Source organism: Thiomicrospira aerophila AL3 (genome assembly GCF_000227665.2).
GTDB classification, from domain to species: domain Bacteria; phylum Pseudomonadota; class Gammaproteobacteria; order Thiomicrospirales; family Thiomicrospiraceae; genus Thiomicrospira; species Thiomicrospira aerophila.
On sequence record NZ_CP007030.1, the window covers coordinates 985,442 to 1,009,279 of the forward strand.

The window sequence follows — 23,838 nt, forward strand, 5'->3', positions numbered from 1 at the left end:
GTTATGCCTGCAGCTTTTCTAGCTGTTGCGCTCTAAAATCTTGTAAACCCTGTTGCACCAATTGATAGGTTTTTTCTGCATTATCTTTGATGCTGCCATCAAATACACCAAAACCGGTCAACATGTCAGTGGCTTGTTGAAAGCCTTGTTCAATGCCGCCACCAATCACCTCTAAAAATTTATCAAGAGCTGCTTCGCCTTCTAGCTTTGGATTAGCGGCTTTAAAGGCTTCAAACATCGCCGTTGTACCCTGTACAATGCGTCCTGCAGTATTTTCCGGTGACCAATAATCCATCCCGCCTTGTTCCGCCAGACGTTCGGCGCTAATGGCATCAGGCCCTAAGTCAGCTTCGAGTGCTTGATTGATTTGATCGATGGCTTCCTGAAATAGAATTTTTAACGCATTTTGATCGCCAGTATTTTTATCGCCAAACAGGTGCTGAATAATGCTCGCTTGCGCTTGAATACGGGCGGTTTCTTTACTGGCTTGTTGTTCAACACCGCCAACATTCACCACCAGGCCTGGTGCTTGTCCGCCGGATTTTTCTTGTGCTTGATTTAAGCCTTTTTGCGCGGGGTTGTTTGCGTTGGCACTCGAATTGTTTTGTGCAGGGGTTAGTATAGCCTTTGCCGCAGGATTAATACTTGTCATTTTTCTGTCCTCAGTAATGAGTTTGCTCTTAAAGCATTACGGCCAAACACGTTGAATCCTTAGGACAAAATTGCAGAAAAGTGCTATGATGCGCGCTTTAAAATTTGTTGTGAAGCAGGGTATGGAACTCAATCCAATTTATAATCGTATCGAAGATTATGCCAGTCGTAGCCTCGTGCTTAGGGGGTATCTTTGACTATGAAACCAAATCAGAACGTCTAGTTGAAGTTTCGCGTGAACTCGAAGACCCAAAAATCTGGGATAACCCTGAAAGAGCGCAAGCACTGGGCAAAGAAAAAGTCCAACTGGATAAGATTGTCGGCACACTTGATGATTTAGCCGGTGGCCTAGACGCCTGTAAAGAATTGCTTGAAATGGCCGAAATGGATCAAGACGAAGCGATGGTTGCTGAAGTGGAGTCCGAATTAACGCAATTACAAAGCAAGTTAGATGAACTTGAGTTTCAGCGCATGTTCTCCGGTGAAATGGATGCCAATAACTGTTACTTGGAAATTCAGTCCGGCTCAGGCGGTACCGAAGCGCAGGATTGGGCGAGTATGTTATTGCGGATGTATTTGCGCTGGATTGAATCGAAAGGTTTTAAAGCCGAGGTGTTAGAAGTGTCCGACGGCGAAGTGGCCGGTATTAAAGGCGCCACCATTCATGTGGTGGGGGATTACGCCTATGGCTGGATGCGCACCGAAACCGGTGTGCATCGTCTGGTGCGTAAATCACCGTTTGACTCCGGTAATCGCCGTCATACCTCGTTTGCATCGGTGTTTATTTCGCCGGAAGTGGATGATAATGTTGAGATCGATATTAACCCAGCCGATCTTCGCATTGATGTCTATCGTGCCAGTGGCGCGGGTGGTCAGCACGTTAACAAAACCGAATCAGCGGTGCGGATTACCCATTTGCCAACCAATACCGTGGTGCAGTGTCAAAATGGTCGCTCGCAACACCAGAACAAAGATGAAGCTTTTAAGCAGCTACGAGCCAAGCTCTATGAGCTGGAAATGCAAAAACGTAATAGTGAAAAGCAAACCCTTGAAGAATCGAAATCGGATATTGGGTGGGGCAGTCAAATTCGCTCTTATGTATTAGATTCTGGGCGCATTAAAGATTTGCGTACCAGTGTAGAAACCGGCAACACCACCGCCGTATTGGACGGCGATTTAGATCAGTTTATTGAAGCCAGCTTAAAAGCCGGATTGTAATTGGATTAACCACAGAGATACGAAGGCACGAAGTTTTTATAAGTTTTTTTAAGGTGCTTTCGCCTTGTGCCCCGACTCCTTCGGCTTTTTTCTGCGAAAAAAGAGGCGTCTCTGGAGCACAAAGGCTACGCACTTCACAAATTAAAAAAAGCTTCGTCTCTCTGTGGTAAAAAAACAGACAAAATTAGGAATGTAACATGTCAGAACAGCAATCAACATCTTCAAACACGCCTGAGCTAGACGAAAATAAAATTATTGCCGAGCGCCGCGCCAAGCTAGAGGGTTTACGTCAAACGGGTCAAGCCTATCCGAACACCTTCCGTCGTGATGTATTGGCGCAGGATTTGCAAAACACCTATGGTCATAAAACCAAAGAAGAATTGGCAGCAATGGAGCCGGTTCGCGTTAAAGTGGCCGGTCGTATGATGTTGCGTCGCATTATGGGTAAAGCCAGTTTTGCGACTTTGCAAGACATGAGTGGCCGCATTCAAGTGTATGTCACCCGTGATGACTTGCCAGAAGGCTTCTATAACGAACAGTTTAAAAAATGGGACTTGGGCGATATCGTTGGGGTCAGCGGCTATTTGTTTAAAACCAATACCGACGAGTTATCTATTCACGTTGAATCGATTGAGTTGATTACCAAATCGCTGCGTCCGCTGCCGGATAAATTCCACGGCCTGCAAGACCAAGAAGTGCGTTACCGCCAGCGTTATTTGGATTTGATTATGTCTGAGCAAAGCCGTAAGACGTTTGAAGTCCGCTCCAAGGTGATTCACGCGATGCGCGAATTTTTTGTGCGCAAAGGATTTATGGAAGTTGAAACCCCGATGATGCAAGTGATTCCCGGTGGCGCATCCGCAAAACCCTTTGTGACCCATCATAATGCGCTTGATATGCCGCTTTACTTGCGCATTGCGCCAGAGCTTTACTTGAAACGTTTGTTGGTCGGCGGCTTTGAAAAAGTGTTTGAAATCAACCGCAACTTCCGTAACGAAGGGCTATCAACCCGTCATAACCCTGAGTTTACCATGGTCGAGTTTTATGAAGCCTATGCCGACTATAACGACATGATGGATTACACCGAAGAAATGTTTAAAGAACTGGCGCACTTGGTGTTAAATTCCGGCGAAGTGCCTTACCAAGGACAGGTGTTCCATTTCGATCAGCCGTTTGCGCGTATTCCATTAAAACAATCGATTGCGATGTTCAACGAAGGTGTCAATGCCGATGATTTAGACGACATCGAATACTGCATCGCCTTGGCGGAAAAGCTGAAAATTGATATCAGGCCTGGTTATGGTTTGGGTAAAATCCAAACCGAAATTTTTGAAGAAACGGTTGAGCACCGTTTAATGGAGCCGACCTTTATCACCGAATACCCGGCAGAAGTGTCACCTTTGGCACGCCGTAATGATGCCAATCCGTTTGTCACCGACCGTTTTGAGTTGTTTATCGGTGGGCGTGAATTAGCGAATGGCTTCTCAGAGTTAAACGATGCCGAAGACCAGGCGGAACGCTTTATGGAGCAAGTTAAGGCGAAGGATGCCGGTGATGACGAAGCTATGCATTATGATGCCGACTTTATCACCGCGCTAGAACACGGTATGCCACCGGCCGCCGGACAGGGCATCGGCATTGACCGTTTAGTGATGCTATTCACGGATTCAGCCAGCATCAAAGACGTATTGCTATTTCCGCACATGCGTCATCAAGGATAAACTTTTTATCTGTAAGTGTGACACTCAAGCCCCAGTTTTCTGGGGTTTTTTTTAATATCAGGAGTAACTAGGGTGACAGAGCAAACTTTTGCCAAGATTATTGCCAATGAATTAGCCGTGCAGCCGAATCAAGTTGCCGCCGCGATGGCGTTATTTGCTGAAGGCGCCACCGTTCCGTTTATTGCGCGTTATCGCAAAGAAGTGACCGCTGGTCTTGAGGACCATCAACTGCGCGATATTGAAACACGCCTCGCTTATTTAACCAGCCTTGAAGAACGCAAACAAACAATTCTAAGCAGTATTGCCGCCCAGCAAAAACTCACCCCTGAACTTGAAGCTGATATCCTCGCCTGTGCGAGCAAAACGCTATTAGAAGATTTATATCGTCCGTTTAAACCGGTGCGTAACTCAAAAGCCACCAAAGCAAAAGAAGCAGGCCTGGAGCCTTTGGCCTTGGCGCTGTTAGCTGACCCCAATCTTAACCCCGAAGAGCAGGCGCAAGCCTTTGTTAACTCAGAGAAAGACATTGATTCCACAGCGACTGCGCTCAGTGGTGCGCAAGATATTCTGGTAGAGCATTTTGCACAGGCAGCAGGCCTGGTTGCTCAATTGCGCGAAAGGTTATGGCGTGAAGGTGTGGTGATGAGCACACAGATTAAAGATGCTGTGGATGAAGGTGAGAAATTTAAAGATTATTATGCTTATCAAGAAGCGATTAGCAAAATTCCATCGCATCGTGCTTTAGCCTTGTTTCGGGGGGAAGCGGCTGCGATTTTGCGCCTAAAACTCGAACTGCCAGATCAACAAGATTATGCGGTTCATCCCTATGTAGAACAGATGCGAGCTTTTTATCAATTACGCATCACCAATACGCCTTGTGAAAGCTTGTTGATGCAGGCGTTGCAGCAGGCCTGGCGCTTAAAATTAGCCAAATCGCTAGAAACTGAATTATTTAGCCGTTTGCGTGAACAGGCGGAGCAGACGGCCATTGAGGTATTTGCCCACAACCTAAAAGATTTATTGCTGGCCGCACCGGCGGGCGCCAAAGTCACTTTAGCGCTCGATCCAGGTTATCGAACTGGGGTGAAGCTGGCAGTAGTGGATCAAACCGGTAAGTTTTTGCATCAAGAGGTCATTTATCCTCATGTGCCGCAACAACAATGGCAGCAGAGTAAAGCTATCCTCGCTAAGCTGATTAAGCAATATCAGGTTGAGCTGGTCAGTATTGGCAATGGTACGGCGTCACGCGAAACCGATCAGTTGGTGGCTGAAACGCTAAAGGAGTTTGGGCTGACTAGCACGCAAAAAGCGATGGTTTCTGAAGCGGGTGCGTCGGTTTATTCAGCATCAAGTTTGGCCCAGCAAGAGTTTCCAAATTTAGATGTGACCATTCGTGGCGCCGTGTCGATTGCGCGACGTTTACAAGACCCCTTGGCAGAATTGGTCAAGATTGACCCAAAAGCAATTGGTGTCGGCCAGTATCAACATGATGTTAATCAAATCGCGTTGGCGCAAGCATTGCAGGCCACGGTTGAAGACTGTGTTAACTCGGTAGGAGTGGATTTAAATACCGCATCGAGCGCCTTACTAGGCTATGTATCTGGCTTATCACCGACTTTAGCCAACAATATTGTCGCTTGGCGTGATGCCAATGGCCGCTTTAATCAACGCAAACAACTAAGGTTGGTGCCACGCTTAGGGCCAAAAGCGTTTGAGCAGGCGGCTGGCTTTTTGCGTATTCGTGACGGTGAAGATCCACTCGATCAATCGGCTGTTCACCCTGAATCCTATTCGATTGTGACCAAGATGGCCGCCCGTTTAGGGGTGAAAGTGGCTGATTTAATTGGTCAGCCGACCCTGATAAAGCAACTTAAATTGAATGAGTTTGTGGCCGACACCATTGGCATGCCAACCTTAATGGATATTGTGGCCGAGCTTGAAAAGCCAGGGCGTGATCCGCGCCCCAGTTTTGTCACGGCGCGTTTTGATGAGTCCATCACGGAGCTCAAAGACCTTGCACCAGGCCTGGTGCTAGAAGGGGTGGTCACTAATGTGACGCACTTTGGTGCCTTTGTTGATGTCGGTGTTCACCAAGATGGCTTGGTGCATATTTCGCATTTAGCGGATCAGTTTGTCTCCGACCCACATCAAGTGATCAAAGCAGGCCAAGTGGTTAAGGTGACGGTATTAGACGTTGAAGTCGCGCGCAAACGGATTAGTTTGTCGATGAAGTCTAACCCCACGCTCAGTTCAGCAGGCCTGGCAGCGTCTGCTACACAAAACAAGGTTGAACGAAAAACCGCTGATCAAAAAACGGCCAAGCCAACACCAAACAATAATGGCTTTGGCACCTTGGCGGATAAGTTTGCCGCGTTAAAGCGTTAGTTACATGCCAGTTGATGCGCAATAAAGTGCTGTATTTTCTGAATAATACCGTCAGTTGGGATTTAGTCGTATGCTGGAACGAGGCTAGGAAATAAAAAACTCAACATATCACTGCCAAAATGCAAGGTAAACGGAGAGCGAACTGAATCCTCTAAATCCTTAATGACTCCTCGGTTTTTTAATCCCTTAAGGAGATCTCTGGCATGACGTTCGGTGCACCCCATCAGGTGGTGCGCTTCACCTTTTTTCATCGAACCCTTAATCAATAAATGGGGCACGCGCTTCAGATATTCAGGCGAAATCGGGTCATCGGTGGGCACTTTTTATGGCTTTCTCAATATCAGCTGGGTGAGTCCCTTCGCTTTCAATAAGGTTTGCCTTTTGGGATTTGTTTCTGCGGGCAAAAATGGAGTTAGTTCATTCATATATAAGCGCTCATGTTCCGGTTTGTTTTCCGGTTAATTTGATTGTTATTTTCCGGTATCTTTTATGGGTTCACCGATTTTATTATACAAGGTTTTTTAATTTTTCCGATTGTGAGTTTGACTTATTTAACCGAACCATTCCGGTTTAATTTCCGGATAATGTTCTTTGTTATATGGTGTACCGTTTCATGGTTATTTCCGCGATAATTCATTGATTAACAAATTTATCCCACACGCAGAAAGACCGGTGCCATTTCCGCAGATGTTGTTTATCGGCGATGGTGAAACCGATATTCCATCGATGCGACTTGTTAAGGATTATGGTGGTCATTCCGTTGCGGTTTATAATCCAAACACCACAGAAAGAACGGCCGTTTCGCATTTAATCAAAGAAGGGCGGGTAAACGTAGGCATGGCGGCAGATTACCAAAAAGACAGCGAACTGACGCACTATGTTTGTTCGATCATTGATGGTCTTGCTAGAAAGTGATGACACGGTATTTGTATGAGTCGTCTAGCTAAACGCTAGATTAGATAGTGGCGGTGTCTTTGGTGTAACCTCGTTTAACGATGCTCTTTAGTATGCCAGATGCGTAATATATAGATGGTGTCTTTTTGAAGTTCGTAACGCATCTCATAGTCACCGACTAAAATGCGGCGCACCTCTCTGTCGATAAATTCATCAAGTCGCTCACCGAGTCTTGGGTGGGTAATAAGATTGTTGGGTGCATGAGCGAGTGATTGTGTGACTTTAGCCGCTATCTGTTTGTTGTGTGGTTCTAAAAACGCATGAAGTCGAACAAGGTCTGACGTTGCCTTGCTTGTCCAGATCAGTTTGATCATATTGGAGTGGGCTTGGATTGATTACTATTTAAACTCATCGCCCAAGCTTGAATGTCATCATGGCTAACAAAGTTGCCTTCGTCAACATCCGCAAGTGCTTCACGGGTTAAGCGTTCTCGTAAGGACTCTTGCTCAATCCAAGAAGCTAATGCTTGTTTGATAATCCAGCTTTTTGAGCGTTCAAGTTTTCCCGCCAGTTGGTCTATTTGATTGGCCATATCAAGTGGAATGTGTGCGGTTAGTACACGAGTCTCTGTTTGAATCATGACGAGCTCCTATATAATTTTAATCAGATTCAATAATAGTTATTCATTTAGAATAAGTCAACTAGTTAAGCGTAACTCTATGACGAAACCAATTGTCGCTCTAAAGTTATTTACAAACACAAAGTTTTCCGTTACTGAGCCGCGATAAGGGCTTTGCCAAAAGCTGTCTAAATTCACTTGTAACATATTGCACAACACCCCGGTATCCATAAAAAACAATTTTGGCATTTTGACATGGCGTTTGGTGATGTAAGCGCCTATCCAAAGTTTTTGCAAACGTGCGTCGGAGAGGGTTTGCATTTCTGGATAACCACCACTTAGCATCTGTTCAATGACGGGTTTGTCTAACGTTGGTGTTTGTTGTGTTATTGCGCCATCGAATAAATCATCCAGCAGGTTTTGCGGGTGGTTATTGAGTTCACGCAGGCTAAAGGGAGTGAGTTCGAGCACACCTAAACGCCCAGCCAGCGAGTCTTGTACATTCTTCATGCCAAGCAGATTGGCTGACCCTGTGAGCAGGTAGCGGCCATTCTGACGATTTAAATCAATGTCTTGCTTACTGGAACGAGGCTTGGAAATAAAAAACTCAACATGTCACTGTCAAAATGCAAGGTAAACGGAGAGCGAACTGAATCCTCTAAATCCTTAATAACCCCTCGGTTTTTTAACCCCTTAAGGATATCTCTTGCATGACGTTCGGTGCATCCCATCAGGTGGTGCGCTTCACCTTTTTTCATCGAACCCTTAATCAATAAATGGGGCACGCGCTTCAGATATTCAGGCGAAATCGGGTCATCGGTGGGCACTTTTTATGGCTTTCTCAATATCAGCTGGGTGAGTCCCTTCGCTTTCAATAAGGTTTGCCTTTTGGGATTTGTTTCTGCGGGCAAAAATGGAGTTAGTTCATTCATATATAAGCGCTCATGTTCCGGTTTGTTTTTCGGTTAACTTGACTGTTATTTTCGGTATCTTTTATGGTGGCAATCAATTGACTATACAGCGTTTTTTTATTGAATTAGCTTGAACTGTTTTGATTGTAAGTTTGTTTTATTTGACAGAACCATTCCGGTTTGACTTCCGGATAATGTTTTTTGTGATAGGTGTCGGTTGCCCATTCAAAAATTTGGCTGGGCGTTTCGGCTCGCAAAACGATATAACCGACCGATCCGGCAATTTCTTTGTGTTCTTGGTAGCTTCGTAGCTACGTTAAAAGATTGCTATATCTTCTTGTTTTTGTTGCTTAAAACAGGCGTTAACTATTCGCTCGGCGGCAGACTCGACCGTTTCATTTTGGCAAGGCGGCTCGCCCGGATAAAGTTTGCTTCTAAAATGCCCAGCTAAAGGGGGCAGTTGGGCAATAACCGCTTTAATTGCCGGGTTTTCAATAGCGGTCAATTTAACCAACTGTTCTAAACCGGCTTTGGCTACGGCATAAGCACCGTAATAGGCTTGTGGTTGACTGATTGCTTGATCAGAAATAGCCACCAACCAGGCCTGCTTGTCGTTATCGTGGCCGGCTGTTAGTTTAGGCAAACAGCTTTGGATTAGATGGAAATTGGCATTCAGGTTAGTTTGCATCACTTCATACCATTGCAGGGGATCAAAGTGCTCTATTGGCGTGAGTGCCGGTAAAATTCCTGCATTTAAAAATAGGCCATTTAATTGCTTAAACTCAGCTAAACCTGTTTCAAGCTGCATAAACTCAGCCTGTGCCGAGCCGGCTAAATCCATTGGAAAAAGGTAAACATTGCCCCAGTTGTCTTCGGCTAATTCATCATAAAGCTTGTTAAGTGCTTTTAGATCCTTATCAAGCAAAATAAGTTGATGATTTTTTTGATGTAATGCTCTCGCTAGTGCATGGCCTAAACCATGAGCCGCACCGGTGATTAAAAAGGTTTTTTGAGTTGAAATGTCATTCATAACAATGGGTTAGCCTTTTTTGTTAAAAATTGCGTAATATCAAATGGGGTTCTGAAAACGTAATCAGCTTGATCGAGATTAGTCATTTTTTCAGGTGGCATATAGCCAAACAACACCGCACCTGTTTGCATCCCGGCATTAATACCCGCTTCGATATCACGAGGATGATCGCCAAGATATAAACAGCGTTTAGGATCAACCCCGCATTCTGATGCGGCCAGTAACATAGGTTCTGGGTGGGGTTTTCTAACCGCCAAGGTGTCGCCACAAATGACCGTTTTCGGTGCGCTTGGAAAACTAAAATGCTCTAATAGGTGTTCGGTGAGACCTTGCGGTTTGTTGGTCACAATGCCCCAGGGCATATTAACCTTAGCCAAGTGAACCAGGCCTGCTAATAAGCCTGGAAATATTTGGGTATGCAGATGAATATGTTGTTTATACAGGGCTAAAAAAGCTTGGCGGTGTTGTTCAAATGCGTCGGTATCGTTAGGATTAAATGCGAGGGCGGTGACCGCCGCGCCGCCTTGCGATACGGTATTGCGAACCCGATCATAGCTAGGTGGGGTCAGCTGATGTTGTTCACATAATAGATTTAGCGCATAACTAAAATCATAAGAGGTATCTAGTAGGGTACCATCTAAATCAAACAGCACACAATCGAAAAGGTTGGACGTTTTGCTCATGACTATACTTTTTTAAAGGCTATTAAATAATTGATACTTAAATCATCATTAAGTCGATAGCGCTTGAGGATGGGGTTAAATTCCATGCCCGCCGTGCTTTGCATTACCAGGCCTGCTTGTCGTCCCATCTGGGTTAGTTCACTGGGTTTAATGAATTTGTCATGATGGTGCGTACCACGAGGAACCAAATTTAGAACATACTCAGCGGTAATCACAGCTAACAACAGGGATTTATTGGAGCGATTGAGTGTTGAACAAATCACCCAGCCACCTGGCTTAACGGCTTTGGCACAGGCGTGCAAAATAGCTTGCGGATCGGGTACATGTTCTAGCATTTCCATACAGGTCACCAAATCATAGTGTTCAGCGTGCGCCTGCGCATGGTCGGCCACATCTTCTAGCACATAGTTCACCTTGACCCCGCTATCTAGCGCATGCAAACGGGCGACTTGTAACAAATCGTCGGCCAGGTCTAATCCGGTTACCTCTGCACCGGCTTGCGCCATGGCTTCGGCTAAAATTCCGCCGCCACAACCCACGTCCAGAATTTTTTGTTCCGGAAAGTCTTGGTGTTGTTGGATAAAGGCCATTCGTAATGGATTGAGTTTATGCAGTGCATTAAACTGACCGTTAGGGTCCCACCATTGATGGGCCTGTTGGTTAAACAGGTCTATTTGTTGCGCATCGACATTGGCTGACTGTGACATATTCGCATCCTTAGCGGCTAAAAGCGTGCGCATAGTTTAGCGAAACTCGGCTAACTTGTCTTTTTTTCTACAGGCAGAACTGGGGATATTGAGCTGAAATAGGTTATAATTCATATTTATGTCAAATTAAACAAAAGTGGATGCGGCATGTCGGAATTTGCACGTGAAATACATCCCATTTCCTTAGAAGAGGAAATGAAACAATCCTATTTAAGTTATGCCATGAGTGTCATCATTGGGCGCGCCTTACCTGATGTGCGAGATGGTTTAAAACCGGTACATCGTCGTGTGTTGTTTGCGATGAATGAATTGCATAACGATTACAATAAACCTTATAAAAAATCGGCACGTGTGGTCGGTGACGTAATTGGTAAATATCACCCCCATGGAGATACGGCGGTTTACGACACCATTGTTCGTATGGCGCAACCCTTTTCGTTACGCTATATGTTGGTGGATGGTCAAGGTAACTTTGGCTCGATTGATGGCGATAATCCTGCTGCGATGCGTTACACCGAAGTGCGGATGGCCAAAATCGCCCATGAATTATTGGCAGACCTTGATAAAGAAACTGTTGATTTTACGCCTAACTATGATGGTTCTGAATCTGAACCGAATGTGCTGCCAAGTCGCATCCCTAACCTTTTAGTCAATGGTTCAGCTGGTATTGCGGTGGGTATGGCGACTAACATTCCACCGCATAACCTAACTGAAACAATTAATGCCTGCTTAGCCTACATTGAAAACCCTGATATTGATGTCGCCGGCTTAATTGAACACATGCCAGGCCCAGATTTTCCAACCTATGGCATTATCAATGGCACGCGGGGCATACGTGAAGCCTATGAGACCGGGCGTGGTCGGGTGCAAATTCGCGCTAAAACCCAAATTGAAACCGATAAGTCTGGTAAGCAAGCGATCATCGTTAACGAAATCCCTTATCAGGTTAACAAGGCCAAGTTGATCGAGCGGATTGCCGAGCTGATTAAAGAAAAGAAAATTGACGGCATCACCGCATTACGTGATGAGTCGGACAAAGATGGGATGCGGATTGTGATTGAATTGCGTCGCGGTGAAAACGCTGATGTGATGATTAATAATCTTTATAAGTTAACCGCTATGCAAACCGTGTTTGGTATCAACATGGTGGCGCTGATTAATGGTCAACCTAAGTTGCTCAATCTGCAACAAATAATTCAAGCCTTTGTGCGCCATCGCCGTGAAGTGGTGACACGCCGGACTATTTTCGAACTACGCAAAGCACGTGAAAAAGCCCATTTGCTCGAAGGTTTAGCGGTTGCCTTGAGTAACATCGATGAAATGATCGAACTGATCAAGTCCTCTGCAACCTCACAAATCGCCAAAGAGCGGATGCTTGAACGTGATTGGCCTGCCGGGCATGTCCTGCAATTATTAGAACGTGTAGAAGCAAATGATACCCGCCCAGAAGATTTAGCGGCTGGTTTTGGAATGGTCTCGGCAGATAGCTACCGTCTATCACCGGTGCAAGCACAAGCCATCTTGGATATGCGTTTGAATCGCCTAACCGGGTTAGAGCAAGACAAAATTCTTGAAGAATATAAGGCGCTGATTGCGAAGATTTTTGAATTCCTGGAGATTTTGCGCAATCCGGATCGCTTAACCGAAGTGGTACGTGAAGAACTGATTGCGGTTAAAGAAGAATATGGCGACGCCCGTCGGACTGAAATTGATCACGCGTATTTAGACTTGGACGAAGAAGACTTGATTGCGGTTGAAGACCGAATTGTCACGCTTTCTCAAGATGGTTACATTAAAACCCAGCCTTTAAGTGATTATCGCGCCCAAAAACGCGGAGGCCGCGGTAAGTCGGCCACTGCGATGAAAGAAGAGGATGAAGTGGGTCAGATTTTGGTCGCCAGCACCCACGATATGTTGTTGTGTTTCTCTAATCGCGGCAAGTTGTATTGGAAAAAAACCTGGCAGCTGCCTTTAGCAGGGCGCGGTGCCCGTGGCAAACCCATAGTGAATGTCTTCCCATTAGAAGCAGGTGAAAGCATTTCATCCATTTTGCCGGTCAGTGAATTTGATGACAGTCACTTTGTATTTATGGCTACCAAACATGCGATCGTGAAACGAGTCAAGCTAGCCGATTTTTCACGTCCTCGTGCTAATGGCATTATTGCACTCGATTTACTCGATGGCGATGAATTAGTTGGCACGGCCTTAACCTATGGTGAACAAGACGTGATGTTGTTTGCGGATGGTGGCAAAGCAATACGTTTTGATGAAAATGATGTCCGCGTCATGGGACGTCAGGCACGCGGCGTGCGAGGTATGAAGCTGGCTGAAGGCCAAGCCGTCATGTCGATGCAAATCGCACAGGCTAACACCTTAATTTTAACAGCGACTGAACATGGTTTTGGCAAGTGTACACCTGTTGAAGATTACTCGACGATTAATCGCGGTGGCCAAGGGGTTATTTCGATTAAAACCACTGATCGTAATGGTAAGGTAGTAGCGGCCGTAGCGGTCACGCCAGATCAGGAAGTGGTGTTGATTACTAATAAAGGCACTTTGGTTAGAACGCGTGTGGCGGAAATATCCGTGGTTGGGCGCAATACCCAAGGGGTGAAACTGATTAATGTCGGGTCCGATGAGTGGGTGGTTGGGCTTGCTGTGGTCAATATGTCTGATGATGAAGACGAAAACATAGAGCCAACAGATGAAAACCCTGCTCCAACCTTAACCGCAACAGATGATGAATCCACGCAACAACAGGAAAATGAACAATAATGGCGCGTACATTTAACTTTAGTGCGGGTCCGGCGATGCTGCCAGAACCCGTGATGCAGCAAGCACAAGCTGAATTTTTAGATTGGCATGGTACCGGCATGTCGGTGATGGAAATGAGCCATCGTTCTCAGGACTACATGGCGATGGCGCATCATGCTGAGCAAACCTTGCGTGAAATTATGGCGATTCCAGACAACTACAAGGTGCTGTTTGTTCATGGTGGCGCGTCGTTACAGTTTAGTGCGATTCCGCTGAATCTAGCCGACACGGGTGAAGTAGTGGATTACTTTAATACCGGTGTTTGGTCTGCTAAAGCCATTAAAGAAGCCAGTCGTTATGCGCAGGTCAATGTGGTGTGTGACAACCATGCGATGATTCCAGATGAAAGCGAATGGAAATTTTCTGCGCAGGCTAAATATATTCACTACACCGCCAATGAAACGATTGGTGGGGTGGAGTTTTTAAATCTGCCGAATGTACCAGAAGGCATTCCATTAGTAACGGATATGTCATCGACCATTTTGTCACGTCCGATTGATGTGTCAAAATTTGGCATGATTTACGCCGGTGCGCAAAAAAACATTGGACCCGCTGGCCTAGCCATTGTCATTGTGCGTGAAGACTTGGTTGGACAAGCACGCGACATTACGCCCACATTACTTAACTGGCAAACTTATGCCGATAATGACTCGATGTTTAATACGCCTTCTACCTATTCGTGGTACTTAGCAGGCCTGGTATTTAATTGGATTAAGCAGCAGGGCGGGTTGGCGGCGATGGCCGAGCATAACCAAACTAAAGCTTATCGCCTCTATCAAGCGATTGATTCTATTGATTTTTATACTAACCCTGTGCCAAAAGAACAGCGCTCTTGGATGAATGTACCCTTTACATTACAAGACGCCTCGTTAGACAGTACCTTTTTAAAAGAATCGAAAGAAGCAGGCCTGCTCAACCTCAAGGGGCACAAGTTGGTCGGCGGGATGCGTGCCAGCATTTACAATGCCATGCCACAAGAGGGTGTGGATGCGTTAATCGATTTTATGCGCGATTTTGCAAATCGTTACGCTTAGGGGGTATGCGTGGCAACGGAAGCAGAACAACTTCTCCAAATTCGGCAGCAAATTGATACCATCGATGAGCAAATTCAGCAATTAATTACTCAACGCGCGCTCTGTGCCAAACAAGTCGCTGATATCAAAACCCAAGGTGGACGTGTTGAAGCGGTTTTTTATCGTCCGGAGCGCGAAGCACAGGTATTGCGTGCGGTTAAAGCACGTAACACGAGTGTATTGTCTGATGATGATATGGCCAGACTGTTTCGCGAAATCATGTCAGTGTGCTTAGCGTTAGAGCAGCCATTGCGGGTTGCTTATTTGGGGCCAGAGGGTAGTTATACCCATGCCGCGGTCTTAAAGCAATTTGGTAGCTTTGCGCAACCTGTGCCTGTGTCCACGATAGAGGATGTATTTAAAGTCGTAGACACAAACCAGGTTGATTATGGCGTCGTTCCGTTAGAGAATTCAACAGAAGGGGCGGTAACGACGACCCAAGATTGTTTAATTAGCACCCACGCCACCGTGACCGGCGAGGTTGAATTGCCAATCCATCATTGTTTATTGGGTCAATCTAAGCAACTACACACCATCAGTAAAGTATTAGCCCATCCTCAAGCCTTGGGTCAGTGTCGTACTTGGTTACGTAACAATTTACCAGGTGTCAAACTCGAGGCCGTTGATTCCAATGCGTTAGCGGCCAAAATGGCGCAAGAACATGCTGATGTAGCGGCAATTGCGTCTGAACAAGCCGCGTCACTGTATCAATTAAATATCCTTAAATCCCATATCGAAGATGCGCAAAATAACACTACCAAGTTTTGGGTGATTGGGCGGCATGCGCCAACACCCAGTGGTGAAGACAAAACCGCGTTGATTTTATCTCTAGCCAATGAAGCAGGGGCGTTATTGCGCATTTTAGACAGTTTTGCCAAACGTAACATTAGCATGACGAGAATTGTGTCGCGTCCAGCCAGTGATCAAAAATGGGATTATATGTTCTATATCGATATTACCGGTCATCAACAGGATCCTGCGGTGGCTGAAGCCTTGGCCGAAGTGCAGACGAATGCGCGTTTCTTTAAACTATTGGGTTCTTACCCAGTATCGCCTCTAAATTAATTGTAGGAGCCTTCAAGATTATGGCTATTGTTGACCAAGCCTTACCCCATGTTGCCAATATTAGTCCTTATATTCCTGGCAAACCGGTATCGGAACTACAGCGTGAGCTAGGTTTATCGCGTGTTACTAAACTGGCTTCTAATGAAAACCCATTAGGGGTGAGTCAGAGGGTTGAGCAGGCGGCACAGGCGGCGTTAAAAACCTTAGGGCGCTATCCAGATGGTAATGCCTATTATCTACGTTCAGCTATTGCCGAGTTTACTCAGCGTACTATGGCTGAGGTCATGGTAGGCAATGGTTCAAATGAGTTACTTGAGTTTGTTGGACGCGTGTTTGCCGGTCCGGGTGATGAAATTATCTTCTCGCAATATGCGTTTGCGGTGTATGGCATCACGGCGCAGATCGTTGGTGCGACGCCGGTACAGGTGCCCGCCAAGGATTATGGTCACGATTTAGCTGCGATGGCGGCAGCGATTACGCCAAAAACCAAAATTATTTATTTGGCAAACCCTAATAATCCGACAGGTAGCTTTTTTAATGCCCAAGCCTTGGATGCGTTTATGCAACAAGTTCCAGCCCATGTCGTGGTGGTCTATGACGAAGCTTATCTTGAATATGTTGAACGCGATGACGCGCCATCAGGCCTTGCTTTGCTGGACAACTACCCGAATGTGATTGTCACACGCACTTTTTCAAAAGCCTATGGTTTAGCAGCGCTACGGGTTGGTTATTTATTAGCACAGCCAGAGGTGGTGGGCTTGCTTAATCGAATTCGAGCTCCATTTAACGTTAACGAACTATCCCAAGTCTGTGCCGTGGCAGCATTAGGTGACCAAGACTTTGTATCGGCATCGGTGGCGCTAAATAAGCAAGAACGCTCTAAAGTGATCACTGCTTTAACTCAAATGGGTTATCAGCCATTGCCTTCTGAAGGTAACTTTGTCTGTGTCAATATGGGGCCTAATGCAGCCAGCATTAATCAACAATTGTTGCAACTAGGCGTTATTGTGCGTCCGGTCGCCAATTACGGCATGGCTGATTTTTTACGCATTTCTATTGGTACTGAAGCTGAAAATGCCCACTTGCTTTCGGCTTTGGCGCAGGTGAGTTAATTGCAACAGGTTCAACGTTTAGCGGTCATTGGAGTTGGGTTAATTGGCGGCTCGTTTGCACTCAAGCTTAAGCAGCTAGGTTTAGTAAACGAAGTAGTCGGCTGTGGCCGCAACAGCACTAATCTTAACAAAGCACTTGAGCTTGGCGTGATAGATATAGCTTATACTGATCCAACCCTGGCGGTAGCCGGAGCTGATTTAGTGGTGTTAGCGGTACCTTTGGGAAGTATTGCGCCGATTTATCAGCAAATTGCACCTTTTTTAGCGCCTGATGCGGTCGTAACCGATGTGGGCAGCGCGAAGGCAAGTGTTATTGCAGAAATAGCAGGCCTGCTAGGTGAATGTCCAGCGCAATTTGTGCCGGGCCACCCGATTGCAGGTCGCGAACAAAGTGGTGTCGAGGCCGCGGATAGCGAACTCTATCAACGTCATCGGGTGATTTTAACCCCACTCAGTCATACTAATGAAGCGGCTATAGCTTGGGTGCATGCTTTATGGCAAGCCGTTGGTGCGCAGGTGTCTAGTATGTCTGCCACTTATCATGACGAAGTTTTTGCTGCGACGAGTCATTTACCGCATTTATTAGCCTTTGCCCTTGTTGATATGCTCAATGAGCATCCTGAACTAGGTAATGTATTTCAGTACACCGCAGGTGGGTTTCGTGACTTTACCCGTATTGCGTCAAGTGATGCCAGCATGTGGCGCGATATTGCACTACAAAATCATAGCGCCATTCTCAAGTGGTTAGACGCTTACCAGGCTGAATTAGCAAAATTAGCCCAGTTATTGCAAACCCAAAACGGTGCTGCATTGCAGCAATTATTTGCGACGGCGAAAGCGGCTCGCGATGCGCATATAGTTAATCGCACCTCATAATATTTCTCAATTTAATTTTAAAAGTATAGATTAAGACTATGAAAAATTTACGTTTTATTGTTCAACCAGGCGGAAAATTAACCGGTCGCATTCGTGTGCCTGGCGATAAATCTATTTCTCACCGCAGTATTATGCTGGGTTCTCTGGCCGAAGGGGTTACTGAGGTCACGGGCTTTTTGGAAGGTGAAGACGCCTTGGCCACATTGAAAGCCTTTCAGGCAATGGGTGTTGAGATAACAGGTCCTACTAATGGCAAAGTGACCATTAAGGGTGTTGGTATGAAGGGGTTAAAACAACCTGTTGAGTCTTTGAATATGGGTAATTCCGGCACATCAATGCGGTTGTTGAGCGGTATTGTAGCCGGTCAGGAATTTAGTTGCACCCTGACGGGCGATGCCTCGCTAAGCAAGCGCCCAATGAAACGGGTTATTGATCCATTGAGCTTAATGGGCGCGAAGATTAGTAGTCAAGATAAGGGTTTACCCCCTTTAACAATTCAGGGTTCAAGCCAACTAAAAGCCATTGATTACACGCTTCCTATGGCAAGTGCCCAGGTTAAATCCTGCGTGCTACTGGCCGGTTTGTATGCTGAAGGTGAAACCCGAGTTGTTGAGCCCGCGCCCACACGTGATCATACCGAACGTATGCTGCGTGGTTTTGGCTACCAGGTTGAATCGACTAAGTTAGATGACCTCGCCACTGAAATTCGTTTAAGCGGCGGTGGTAAATTAACCGCAACACATATTGATGTACCATCTGATATTTCATCAGCGGCCTTTTTTATGGTGGCCGCATCGATTGCACCGGGTTCGGATTTGGTTATTGAACACGTAGGAATCAACCCCACTCGCACCGGTATTATCGATATCCTGAAGCTAATGGGTGCCGACATTCTGCTCGAAAACGAGCGAGAGGTCGGCGGCGAACCTGTAGCAGACATTCATGTTCGTGCCGCTCAACTTGAAGGTATTGTGATTCCTGAGCATTTGGTTCCATTAGCGATAGATGAATTCCCGGTGCTGTTTGTAGCTGCATCAGCAGCGCAAGGGCAAACTATCTTGACGGGAGCAGAGGAGCTGCGGGTCAAGGAATCCGATCGCATTCAAGTCATGGCAGATGCATTACAAGCCGTAGGGATTGATGCGCAACCAACTGAAGACGGCATGATTGTGAATGGTGGTAGCCAGCTAGCTCAGTCGGCTGCTATTATCAGTCACCATGACCACCGCATTTCAATGGCGATGACAGTAGCGGGCCTTAGAGCTGTAGCGCCGATAACGATTGATGATTGTGCAAACGTTAATACCTCATTTCCGGGCTTTGTAAAACTAGCTCAATCTGTTGGTTTAATGGTGGCGGCCGAGGAGGCGTAATGCTCAAGATCATTACTGTAGATGGACCCAGTGGCGTAGGTAAGGGGACTTTATGCCAACGTTTGTGCGACATAACTGGGTTTCATTTTTTGGATAGCGGTGCAATCTACCGAAGTCTGGCTTATGGTGTGATGGCTCAGCAACTCGATGCTGACAATGAATTAGCACTGAATGACATTATAGCCCTAGCGGCATCCTTGCCGGTTAACTTTAGGGCAGGCCAAATTTTTTATGAGCAACAAGACATTACCTTAGCAATCCGCAATGAAGATGTGGCTGCGATCGCATCAAAAGTAGCCGCTATTCCTGCGGTCCGCACGGCTTTATTACAGCGACAAAAAGCCTTTGCCCAAGCACCAGGCCTGGTTGCGGATGGCCGTGATATGGGCACGGTGGTATTCCCGCAAGCCGATTTAAAACTCTTTCTAACGGCATCGGCAAAAATACGTGCAGAAAGACGTGTTAATCAGTTGAAAAATCAAGGTGTTATTGCTAACATAGATCAGATAATTTCTGACATTGAGGCTCGAGATGAGCGTGATCGCAATCGTAGTGTTGCGCCACTCTTACCCGCTGAAGATGCTATTGTCATTGATACCAGCCTGTTAACTATCGAACAAGTGGTTGATAATGCAGTGAAAATTATGCAGGAACGCGCAGTACTTTAATAGGATTGATTGTTGGGGAATCAATCTAGTCTAACTGACCCGAGTAAACAAATTTGTCCCCAATTGATTGTTTAATCGGCTATGTAAATTAAAATTTTGGTAATCCACTAATGAGCGAAACTTTTGCACAATTATTTGAAGAATCCCTTCAACTTGACCGCTTCCAATCGGGTGCGTTAATTATTGGTACAGTTGTTGGCATCGATAAAGAAACCGTTATGGTTGATGCTGGCATGAAATCTGAATCAGCTATTCCAAGAAAACAATTTGAAGATGCGCAAGGCAATCTAGAAGTGGCAGTAGGCGACGAGGTTGAAGTTTGCTTAGAGTCACTAGAAGATGGCTTTGGTGAAACCCGTTTATCACGCGAAAAAGCTAAGCGTGCTAAAACTTGGGATCGCTTGGAAGCAGCTGTTGAGAAAAACGAAACCGTATTGGGTCTTATCACTGGCAAGGTCAAAGGTGGTCTTACAGTTGATGTTGAAGGTGTGCGTGGTTTCTTACCGGGTTCATTAGTGGATACACGTCCAATTCGTGATTTTGGCTTCCTTGAAGGCAAGGAAGTTGAGTTGAAGTTGGTTAAAATCGACCGTAAACGTAACAACGTGGTTGTTTCACGTCGTGCGGTTATTGAGCAAGAAAGCAGTGCAGAGCGTGAAGCGCTTCTTGCTAATATGGAAGAAGGTTCAGTACTTAAAGGTATCGTTAAGAACCTTACTGACTACGGCGCATTCATCGACTTGGGCGGCGTAGACGGTCTATTGCATATCACTGACATGGCATGGCGCCGTGTAAACCACCCATCTGAAATCGTTCAGGTTGGTGATGAAATCGAAGTTAAAGTATTAAAATTCGATAAAGAGCGTAATCGCGTATCGCTAGGCTTGAAGCAAATGGAAGAAGATCCATGGGCTGACATGGTTGCACGCTACCCAATCGGTTCTGAAACTGGTGGTAAAGTGGCTAACATCACTGACTACGGCGCATTTATTGAAATTGAAGACGGTATTGAAGGCCTAGTTCATACTTCAGAATTGGATTGGACTAACCGTAATATTCACCCATCAAAAGTGGTTCACTTGGGTCAGGAAGTACGCGTAAAAATCCTTGATGTTGATCAAGATCGTCGTCGTATCTCTTTAAGTATTAAGCAATGTACTGTTAATCCATGGGAAGGCTTTGCGGCGACCCACAATAAAGGTGACAAGATTTCTGGTAATATCAAATCTATCACTGATTTCGGTATCTTTATCGGTCTAGACGGTGGTATTGATGGTTTGGTTCACTTGACTGACATTTCTTGGGCACAAAATGGTGAAGAAGCCATCCGTGACTTCAAAAAAGGTGATGAGCTAGAAACGATCATTCTATCTATCGACCCAGAAAGAGAGCGTATTTCATTAGGTCTTAAGCAGTTAGAGCAAGATCCCTTCTCACAGTATGTAGCGACTAATGGCAAGAACAGCATCGTGATCGGCACAGTTAAATCAGTTGATGAAAAAGGTGCTGTTATCGATTTAGCGGATGAAGTAGAAGGTTACCTTCGCGCATCTGAACTAAATGAAGATACGCGTGATGCATCAAGCGTTCTTAAAGTCGGTGAAAAAGTTGAAGCTAAAATCACCAACATTGATCGTAAGAGCCGCAGCTTGTCACTTTCTGTGAAAGCAAAAGATGCGCAAGAAGAAGCTGATGCGATTAAAGGTTATACCTCTAATCAAGAAACAGCGTCTAACACCTTAGGTGACTTGTTGAAAGGTCAGTTGTAATAGTCTGACATTGTTCGCGAATAAGCCAGCCCTTTTGGGCTGGTTTGTTTTTAAAAGCAGATTACTGCAATAATGAACTGTCCGGAATGTTTGTAACATGACCAAATCAGAATTAATAGAACTCATTTCCCGTAAACAAACGCAACTCAGTCACAATGATGTAGAATTAGCTGTTAACCATATAGTTGATGCGATGATTTCAGCCATGGCTACCGGTGATCGTATTGAAATTCGTGGCTTTGGCAGTTTTAGTTTGCATCACCGCCAAGCAAGACTGGGGCGAAACCCTAAAACCGGTGAAACGGTTGCGCTACCTGAAAAGCGAGTGCCACATTTCAAACCGGGGAAAGAATTGCGTGAAAGGGTAGATGAGTCTAAATTCCATGCTGATATACTTTGTTGATTAGGGAGCGCCATGAAACGTCTAGTAAGTTTAATTAGCTTCGCTTTTTTTTTGTTATTAGGCGTTATCTTGGCCTTACTTAATCCACAAGCTGTGATGTTTGATTACTTTTTTAAACAAGCATCACTTCCCTTATCAATACTCATGACCTTAAGTTTTTTAGTCGGTTTATTTGTGGCCGGTTTACTATTGAGCACACGTATGTGGTCAATGCAATGGCAGATAAGTAAGTCGACTAAAAAGCTCAAACTTCAAGAAGCTGAAATCCTCCAGCTTAAAAAGAATCTTAATCACCTTGAAGCTCAAGCTGAACTTCACCAGTCTACGGCAGCTAAATCGACTCAGGCCAACCCTTTGGTCTCGATTAATTAACCCTATCAAGAGTGCCACTTTATTATGACCTCAAAAACAGCTTCCCCTATTATTGTTGCGCTGGACTTTCCAACTACGCAAGCGGCTTATTCACTGGTTGACCAATTAGACCCGGCACAATGTCGTCTGAAAGTGGGTAAAGAGTTATTCGCACTGGGTGGTCCTGAGTTGGTCATAGCACTTCAACAACGTGGTTTTGATATTTTTGTTGATCTAAAGTATCACGATATTCCCACAACAGTTGCCAAAGCCTGTCGGGCACTCTGTGATATGGGGGTTTGGATGTTGAATGTTCATAGTTTAGGTGGGCCTAAAATGATCACTGCCGCGCGCGAGGCGATTATTGCATCGGGTCACCCAACCTGGCTTATTGCGGTGACCATTTTGACTAGTTTTGATGAACAGCAGCTTAATGCAGTAGGTTTATCGGGTTCGATTGCTGATAATGTAAATCGTCTTGCTAAATTAGCAGAATCAGCAGGCGCTCATGGGGTGGTTTGCTCAGCACTGGAAGCACCGATGCTCCGTCAGCAAATTAATAATAGTGACTTCCAATTAGTTACCCCCGGTATTCGCTTAAAAGACTCGGCCGCTGATGATCAACATCGCATTATGACACCTGAAGATGCTATGCAGGCGGGTGCCAACTATTTAGTTATCGGGCGTCCTATTACTCAGGCTAATGACCCACTAACCGTTTTAACTCAGATTAACCAACAACTTCAAATGGCATAACCTACTAAGCCTAATAATAAGGTGAAGCTTCGCTGGCTTTTATCTTGCAAAAGACACCTTATCCTTTTATAATTTCGCCTTTCAAGTTTTAATGCTTGAATTCCTTGCTTCACTCAAATTTATTTGGTTTGAGGAGGCTCTTTAGACCCATAAGGAGAGACCATGCGTCATTATGAAGTAGTATTTTTAGTTCATCCAGATCAAAGTGAACAAGTACCTGCAATGATTGAGCGTTACCGCGCGATCATTGAACAAGATGGTGGCAAAATTCACCGTCTAGAAGACTGGGGTCGTCGCCAGTTAGCCTACACCATTGAAAAAGCCCATAAAGCCCATTACATTCTAATGAATATTGAATGTACCCAAGCGGCTTTAGACGAGCTTGATAGTGCGTTCTACTATAACGATGCTGTATTACGCAATATGTTTATTAAGCGTAATGAAGCGGTTACTGAGCCTTCAGTAATGGCAGGTAGAAAAGAAGACCGCAATGAAGCGGTTAGCGCTTAATAATTAAGGAGTTGTAACATGGCTAGAAATTTTGGACGTAAAAAGTTTTGTCGCTTTTCAGCGGAAAACGTAAAAGAAATTGATTACAAAGATTTAGATACCTTGAAAGCGTATATTACTGAGACAGGTAAAATTGTACCAAGCCGTATTACTGGTACCAGTGCAAAATACCAGCGCCAGTTAGCGACCGCTATCAAGCGCGCACGTGTATTAGCATTATTGCCTTACACCGATCAGCATAAGTAAACG

The 23,838-nt window shown here is 45.4% G+C and carries 26 protein-coding genes; 17 read left to right on the plus strand and 9 right to left on the minus strand.

The annotated features are described in order from the left end of the window. Position 1: 1 nt before the first annotated feature. Positions 2-652: a DUF5610 domain-containing protein gene (locus THIAE_RS04705; protein ID WP_006460259.1), complete on the minus strand. Its 651-nt coding sequence runs from the start codon at positions 650-652 to the stop codon at positions 2-4. A gap of 121 nt (positions 653-773) precedes the next feature. On the opposite strand from THIAE_RS04705, the gene prfB reads away from it, so the two are divergent. The 3 genes from prfB (at position 774) to THIAE_RS04720 (ending at position 5,975) form a co-directional block, all read left to right on the plus strand. After that, positions 774-1,869, plus strand: a protein-coding gene (gene prfB, locus THIAE_RS04710) for a peptide chain release factor 2 (RefSeq protein ID WP_157868722.1) whose coding sequence is annotated in 2 segments (ribosomal slippage) — positions 774-845 and positions 847-1,869 — 1,095 coding nt in all. Because the reading frame shifts where the segments join, the coding sequence is not laid out codon by codon here. Positions 1,870-2,066: 197 nt separating this feature from the next. After that, on the plus strand, positions 2,067-3,590 hold the full coding sequence (gene lysS, locus THIAE_RS04715) for a lysine--tRNA ligase (RefSeq protein WP_006460261.1): 1,524 nt from the start codon (positions 2,067-2,069) through the stop codon (positions 3,588-3,590). A 72-nt stretch (positions 3,591-3,662) separates the two neighbouring features. After that, the gene (locus tag THIAE_RS04720; RefSeq protein ID WP_006460262.1) at positions 3,663-5,975 is read left to right on the plus strand and encodes a Tex family protein; all 2,313 of its coding nucleotides are present in this window, start codon (positions 3,663-3,665) and stop codon (positions 5,973-5,975) included. Positions 5,976-6,037: 62 nt separating this feature from the next. Here the strand turns inward: THIAE_RS04720 and THIAE_RS04725 are convergent, their stop codons facing one another. Continuing rightward, complete coding sequence (locus tag THIAE_RS04725) at positions 6,038-6,295, minus strand: hypothetical protein (RefSeq protein WP_025299318.1); 258 nt, start codon at positions 6,293-6,295, stop codon at positions 6,038-6,040. A 271-nt stretch (positions 6,296-6,566) separates the two neighbouring features. Here THIAE_RS04725 and THIAE_RS04730 point away from each other — a divergent pair, with 271 nt between their 5' ends. Beyond that, complete coding sequence (locus tag THIAE_RS04730) at positions 6,567-6,890, plus strand: hypothetical protein (RefSeq protein WP_006460264.1); 324 nt, start codon at positions 6,567-6,569, stop codon at positions 6,888-6,890. Between the two features lie 74 nt (positions 6,891-6,964). Here the strand turns inward: THIAE_RS04730 and THIAE_RS04735 are convergent, their stop codons facing one another. The 7 genes from THIAE_RS04735 to ubiG form a co-directional block, all read right to left on the minus strand. Next, a complete protein-coding gene (locus tag THIAE_RS04735; RefSeq protein WP_006460265.1) occupies positions 6,965-7,243 on the minus strand; it encodes a type II toxin-antitoxin system RelE/ParE family toxin in 279 nt (92 codons plus the stop codon). Continuing rightward, positions 7,240-7,509, minus strand: coding sequence for a CopG family ribbon-helix-helix protein (locus THIAE_RS04740; protein ID WP_006460266.1), 270 nt, complete (start codon positions 7,507-7,509; stop codon positions 7,240-7,242). Before THIAE_RS04740 ends, THIAE_RS04735 begins: the two co-directional genes overlap by 4 nt. Positions 7,510-7,566: 57 nt before the next feature. After that, a complete protein-coding gene (locus tag THIAE_RS04745; RefSeq protein ID WP_322785311.1) occupies positions 7,567-8,088 on the minus strand; it encodes a DUF4143 domain-containing protein in 522 nt (173 codons plus the stop codon). Next, a complete protein-coding gene (locus THIAE_RS04750) occupies positions 8,049-8,315 on the minus strand; it encodes a hypothetical protein (protein ID WP_025299320.1) in 267 nt (88 codons plus the stop codon). Before THIAE_RS04750 ends, THIAE_RS04745 begins: the two co-directional genes overlap by 40 nt. Positions 8,316-8,715: 400 nt before the next feature. Then, on the minus strand, positions 8,716-9,429 hold the full coding sequence (locus THIAE_RS04755) for an SDR family NAD(P)-dependent oxidoreductase (protein ID WP_006460268.1): 714 nt from the start codon (positions 9,427-9,429) through the stop codon (positions 8,716-8,718). Beyond that, on the minus strand, positions 9,426-10,112 hold the full coding sequence (locus THIAE_RS04760; RefSeq protein ID WP_006460269.1) for an HAD family hydrolase: 687 nt from the start codon (positions 10,110-10,112) through the stop codon (positions 9,426-9,428). The genes THIAE_RS04755 and THIAE_RS04760 overlap by 4 nt, the downstream gene beginning before the upstream one ends. A 2-nt stretch (positions 10,113-10,114) precedes the next feature. Then, on the minus strand, positions 10,115-10,819 hold the full coding sequence (ubiG, locus tag THIAE_RS04765; RefSeq protein WP_041483050.1) for a bifunctional 2-polyprenyl-6-hydroxyphenol methylase/3-demethylubiquinol 3-O-methyltransferase UbiG: 705 nt from the start codon (positions 10,817-10,819) through the stop codon (positions 10,115-10,117). Positions 10,820-10,966: 147 nt separating this feature from the next. Between ubiG and gyrA the strand changes: the two genes are divergently transcribed. The 13 genes from gyrA to rpsR all read left to right on the plus strand — a co-directional run bounded on the left by gyrA (position 10,967) and on the right by rpsR (position 23,835). After that, positions 10,967-13,594 carry a DNA gyrase subunit A gene (gene gyrA / locus THIAE_RS04770; protein WP_006460271.1) on the plus strand — a complete coding sequence of 876 codons (2,628 nt, stop codon included), beginning with the start codon at positions 10,967-10,969 and terminating at the stop codon, positions 13,592-13,594. Next, positions 13,594-14,667, plus strand: coding sequence for a 3-phosphoserine/phosphohydroxythreonine transaminase (gene serC / locus THIAE_RS04775; RefSeq protein ID WP_006460272.1), 1,074 nt, complete (start codon positions 13,594-13,596; stop codon positions 14,665-14,667). Before gyrA ends, serC begins: the two co-directional genes overlap by 1 nt. 9 nt (positions 14,668-14,676) lie before the next feature. After that, complete coding sequence (pheA, locus tag THIAE_RS04780) at positions 14,677-15,771, plus strand: prephenate dehydratase (RefSeq protein WP_006460273.1); 1,095 nt, start codon at positions 14,677-14,679, stop codon at positions 15,769-15,771. 20 nt (positions 15,772-15,791) lie between these two features. Then, positions 15,792-16,883, plus strand: a complete 1,092-nt coding sequence (gene hisC, locus THIAE_RS04785; RefSeq protein WP_006460274.1) for a histidinol-phosphate transaminase — start codon at positions 15,792-15,794, stop codon at positions 16,881-16,883. Then, positions 16,884-17,759, plus strand: coding sequence for a prephenate dehydrogenase (locus THIAE_RS04790; protein WP_006460275.1), 876 nt, complete (start codon positions 16,884-16,886; stop codon positions 17,757-17,759). A 38-nt stretch (positions 17,760-17,797) separates the two neighbouring features. Further along, positions 17,798-19,132, plus strand: a complete 1,335-nt coding sequence (gene aroA / locus THIAE_RS04795; protein ID WP_006460276.1) for a 3-phosphoshikimate 1-carboxyvinyltransferase — start codon at positions 17,798-17,800, stop codon at positions 19,130-19,132. Continuing rightward, positions 19,132-19,800: a (d)CMP kinase gene (gene cmk, locus THIAE_RS04800; RefSeq protein WP_006460277.1), complete on the plus strand. Its 669-nt coding sequence runs from the start codon at positions 19,132-19,134 to the stop codon at positions 19,798-19,800. Before aroA ends, cmk begins: the two co-directional genes overlap by 1 nt. A 110-nt stretch (positions 19,801-19,910) precedes the next feature. Next, positions 19,911-21,569 carry a 30S ribosomal protein S1 gene (gene rpsA, locus THIAE_RS04805; RefSeq protein ID WP_006460278.1) on the plus strand — a complete coding sequence of 553 codons (1,659 nt, stop codon included), beginning with the start codon at positions 19,911-19,913 and terminating at the stop codon, positions 21,567-21,569. Positions 21,570-21,666: 97 nt separating this feature from the next. Beyond that, complete coding sequence (locus THIAE_RS04810; RefSeq protein WP_006460279.1) at positions 21,667-21,972, plus strand: integration host factor subunit beta; 306 nt, start codon at positions 21,667-21,669, stop codon at positions 21,970-21,972. A gap of 12 nt (positions 21,973-21,984) precedes the next feature. Next, complete coding sequence (locus THIAE_RS04815) at positions 21,985-22,344, plus strand: LapA family protein (RefSeq protein ID WP_006460280.1); 360 nt, start codon at positions 21,985-21,987, stop codon at positions 22,342-22,344. 24 nt (positions 22,345-22,368) lie between these two features. Continuing rightward, entirely contained in the window at positions 22,369-23,079 is a 711-nt protein-coding gene (pyrF, locus tag THIAE_RS04820) for an orotidine-5'-phosphate decarboxylase (RefSeq protein WP_006460281.1), read from the plus strand. Positions 23,080-23,241: 162 nt separating this feature from the next. Beyond that, entirely contained in the window at positions 23,242-23,589 is a 348-nt protein-coding gene (gene rpsF / locus THIAE_RS04825; RefSeq protein ID WP_006460282.1) for a 30S ribosomal protein S6, read from the plus strand. Between the two features lie 18 nt (positions 23,590-23,607). Next, positions 23,608-23,835, plus strand: a complete 228-nt coding sequence (gene rpsR, locus THIAE_RS04830; protein WP_006460283.1) for a 30S ribosomal protein S18 — start codon at positions 23,608-23,610, stop codon at positions 23,833-23,835. The last annotated feature ends 3 nt before the right edge of the window (positions 23,836-23,838 follow it).